At 56.6% G+C, this 4,380-nt stretch carries 2 protein-coding genes; both read right to left on the bottom strand.

Annotated elements, in window-relative coordinates:
- Positions 1-58: 58 nt before the first annotated feature.
- A complete protein-coding gene (locus tag G9Q73_RS08610; protein ID WP_246345142.1) occupies positions 59-661 on the bottom strand; it encodes a PfkB family carbohydrate kinase in 603 nt (200 codons plus the stop codon).
- A gap of 74 nt (positions 662-735) precedes the next feature.
- Complete coding sequence (locus G9Q73_RS08605) at positions 736-4,146, bottom strand: hypothetical protein (RefSeq protein WP_177419419.1); 3,411 nt, start codon at positions 4,144-4,146, stop codon at positions 736-738.
- Positions 4,147-4,380 lie beyond the last annotated feature (234 nt).

Below are 4,380 nucleotides of genomic sequence, written 5' to 3'. Positions count from 1 at the left end.
GCCATCCGCTTGGCATCCATGCCTCATCGCCCTGTGGCGAAACAGCAGCGCCTGCGGATTATCTCCGCATGGCTATAAGTGAGGGAAGTATCACATGCCTGCGACTTTCGGCAAAACAATTTTGGAAAAGAACAGCACATCCGGCAATGCCAACAACGCGTCGATGCTCGCTCGCGGCTTCTACCTGCGAGAATACAACTGCGGAAAACCCTCTTTCACTCGCTGCAACATTTGCAGGTCTCGGGTTGTTTTCACCTTCGAAGTGAATCCAATCGAACTCGGCGGGATTAACGGTACTGAAATCTACCGCGCTGTATTCCGGAAGGTCACGATAGTGGACGATGGAACGGGAGGCGTTTTCCCTGCTCAGCACCACATAGGAGGTTGGAACCTTGCCGCTGGCGTGATGAACAACAAGGGAGAGATCGACGCCATAGCGCGTGAGGTCATCCAGGATATAACGGCTGTCCGGCTCATCGGCGATAGTGCCCGCCCAACTGCAGGCATGGCCAAATTGGCTCAAAACCACCAGGGTATTGGTGGCATTGCCTCCGCGGGCAACCCTGTGTTCAAGGGTTCGCAACTCCTCATCTTCCGAGGGGTAGGCGGCAACGGTGTTGATGATATCCAGGGTCGCAATACCGACCGACAATATACGCATGGAGAAGAGACCGTCCGGGGCTGATCTACAGAAAACAGGCAGCGTCTAACTGAGATGAGGATTTGACTGAATGATCAGCTATCTCTCTTTTTCTTGAACAAACCACCCAGAGAATAGCGACGTTTACTGGAGGTCTCCTGGCCGTCGAGTGAGGCGGAACCTGCCTCCCCGACGCTGTCATCGAACTCCAATTCAGATGTATGTAGATTACCACCATTCAGCGGCTCCGACTCATCAGCCATCCGGGAATTACCGCCCGCCTGCCTCAGCAACACCTCAAGTTTGCGGCCCAGACGATCCACCTCGCCGTCACGATCTTCAATGGCGTCCTCCAATGTGCGGCACTGTCTCTGCGACATACGCAGGGTCTGCTCTTTCTCCCGTAACGCCTTTTTGATCGAATCGAGCTCCTGCCGCGTCGCCTGCAGGGCCGCAACCTCATTCATATCACGCCCTGACTGCCGCTTACTCCGTCTCTCTGCCGCATCCAATGCATGGCGCATCTGCTCCAGATCCTCAGACGCCCGGCTACGCACCATGTTGAGTTCCGTGCGCAACGCATCAACCTCATCGTTCGCGCCAAGAGACTGTACAGTCTGGATCTGTTCCACATACTCTTCCATCACCGAGCGCAGTTCATTTACCTCTTTTTTCAGGCGCTTCGCCTGCCCTTCGGCTCGATCCCGTGCCTCTTCCACTGACTCCTTCTGCTGACGCATCTGCTCCATTTGGTCAAGCAGCGTGTCAGCCATCTCAGAGTCTTCGGCTGTACTTTTGTTTTCCACCAGCTCTGAGTGCAACTGATCATTCTCACCCATCAAAACATCGAATTGATCCCGCAGATCCGATAGCTGTTTGGAAAGGGTGTCACGCTCTCCTTCAAGGGCAGTCTTATCTTTGGTGAGTTCCTCAAAATCCTCTTCGAGCATTTCTACTGCCGTCTCCTGAACCTGCCGTTCCCGTTTCAGGAAATCAACCTGCTGCGCCTGCTGTTCCGCATCTCTGCGCCGCTTCTCCTCTTTCCCGAGAGCGGTGCGCAGCTTTTGGATCTCGGATTCCACATCATCTTCAAACTCAGACTCCATCTCCAGCTGTACTTCACGCAAACCGTCGACAGTCCGCTGTAGCTCCGTGATCTGTTTCTGCGCCTGAGCCAACGCCTCACTATTCCGGGCTTCACCGGCAGTCCTGGCCGCTGTCGTCTGCTCAAGATCCTCTTTGGCCTCATCAAGCTGCTGCTGCAAGGTTGCGCTCAGCAGCTCGGCACTATTTTGCGCCTGCGTGAGCTGCTCCTTCTCTTCGTTCCATGCCAGCTGTGAAGTGGCCAGCGTTTCCCCGGCTTGGGTCAACTCATCCTTGTGTGAAGCCAGCTGTTGTTGGCTTCCCGTTTCTATCGCCGCAAGCCGTTCCTCAACCACTTTTTTCTCGGTCTGCAACAGCTCCAGCGTACGCTGCCGCTCGCTCTCTTCAGCCGCCGACTCATCCCGTAAAGCCTGCAATTCGCCCTCAATCTCTCCAGACCGGTGTTGCGTCTCCTCAACCGTCACTTGCAGTGCAACTGTAGATTTCCGCTCCTGTTCCAGCAAGGCCTGCAGCTCCGACTCCGACTGCCGCAGCTTGTCCCGTTCCTCGCGATAACGCGCCACGGACTCATCTTCCGCCTCTCTGGTCGATGCAAGATCCTGTTCCAGGGTGACGATGCGGGTTTCCGCAAGCTCCAATGCCTGTCGCAGCTCAGCGCCAGCACCCTGCTCATCTTCGATCGTCTTCCGCAAGGCGGCCCGCTCTTCAGCCAAAACATCAACCGAGACGGTAGCCGATTCAAGCTGTTGCTGGTGATCCTCTATTTCGTTGCGGGCGTTCTCCAGGGATTGTTGCAAGGCATCCCGCTGTTCAATGTGTTGTTCGGCAATTTCATCACCGGACGCCTTGGCCGCGGCAAGGTCCTGTTCCAGTGAGGCGGCCTTCGCCTCCATCCGCTCCTGCGATTCCCGAAGACCAGCCACCGACTGCCGCTCGGCTTCAAGCGCTGCCTCAAGTTCACTCTGCCGGTCGGCCAATTCACCGGCGATCTGCTCTTTCGTCTCCAGCAGCTTCTGCTTGTTCTCTATCTCACCCCGCACTTCATCAAGGGTGTGCTGTAGCGCATCACGCTCTTCACGATACTGCACAGCCACTTCATCACCGCTCTTCCTCGCAGTGGTGAGATCCTGTTCCAAGGTGGCCGTTCTGCTTTCCAACTGTTGCTGGCTTGCCTGGAGATCGGCTGTAGTCTGCTGCTCTGCCTCCAGCAAGTCCTGTTTGTCATTCAGCTCGCCCCGCACCCCATCCAGATGCTTCTGCAGCGCATCCCGCTCTTCAAGATAGCGACTTGCGGTCTCATCCAGCGACAGTTTCGCAGTGGCGAGATCTCCTTCAAGCGTTGCAGCCCGCGCCTCGCTGTTTTGCAATGACTGCTGGAGTTCCCCGGTTGTTCCCTGCTCTGTCTCCAGCGCACGTTCGAGCTCCTGCAGCCTGTCGCCCGTTGCCTGATCCGACTCGGCTTTCGACTCCAACTGCTGCTGTTTGCCGTTAATCTCATGGCGGGCATCATCCAGCGCCTGCTGCAGAACTGTGAGCTCCTCCTGCTGCCGGGCCGCCGTTTCATCCTCCGACGCTTGCGCGGCAGACAACTGCTGCTCAAGGCCGGTGGCACGAGCCTCCGCCTGCTCCAGAGATTCGCGTAGCGCTGTTGTCACACCGCGCTCTTCCTTCAGGGATGACTTAAACTGCGCCTTCTTCTCTATCAGACGCTGGCTTGTCTCACCTGCCTGCTTCAGCGCATGTTGTTTGTCAACGACATTGGCGCGAACCTGTTCCAGGGTCTGCAACAGATTATCCTGCTGCTCCTGAAAAGATGCCGCCGCCTCTTCTCCCGCCAGTCTGGTGGCGGTAAGCGCTTCCTCCAGAGAGGCGGCTCTCGTCTCCATTTCACTGAACGAATGACGCAGGGTTTCAGTCTGCTCCTCAGAGGCTGCCAGTGCATTTTCCAGTTCCGTCTGTTTTTCGATAAGCTGCTGCCGTGCCGCTTCACCATGCAAATTTTCCTGATGCCGGCCGGCAGACTCCGCCTGTGTCTGTTCCAGCTCTTCTTTCAGGGCTGCCAGAACACCCTGGTTTTGTGTATCTGTATCATCACCTGCCAACCGCACTGCGTGCAGTTCGTTTTCCAGCGTGTCGACCCGGCCTTGCGCCGTTTCAAAAGATTCACGCAGTTCATCTGCAAGTTGTTTCTGCTGTGCGGCACTGGCCTCAAGTTCTGCTTTCCGCCCCTCAAGCGAACGAGTGGTTTCTCCTGCATGCGACAAGGCCTCAGCAACTTCTTCGTAGAGACGCTGTTTGTCGCCCGCTTCGGCCTGGGCCTGATCCAACCCGGTACGCAAGGAGGCCAGCTCGGCCTGTTGACCAGCTTCAGATTCCGACGCGCTCTGCTGCAGATCCGCCAAAACCTTCTGCGGTTACGTTCGACTCTCTTCGAGATCCTCTCAGACTTGCTTCAGCTCTGCAACCTGTTGCTGCTCACGCAGCGAGACGCGCTTCCAGTTCCGTTGCTCCCCCAGTCAGAGTCTGCGCTGCCTCGCCTCCGCCTCCTGCTGGGACTACTCCCTTGTTCAGGATTTTACTGCCTGTAGGTTGCGGTCAGTGTCACTCTTCAACGGAACTCAACGTACGTAACTGAC

Origin of the sequence: endosymbiont of Lamellibrachia barhami, from assembly GCF_011947365.2 — a bacterium.
GTDB lineage: Bacteria > Pseudomonadota > Gammaproteobacteria > Chromatiales > Chromatiaceae > QGON01.
The sequence above is the reverse complement of the archived record's forward strand: the minus strand, read 5'-3'. Positions and strand labels throughout refer to the sequence as shown.

What these genes read in the sequence shown, in the direction of transcription:
- G9Q73_RS08610 (WP_246345142.1), bottom strand. Translation starts at nt 661, where the DNA reads ATGCGTATATTGTCGGTCGGTATTGCGACCCTGGATATCATCAACACC.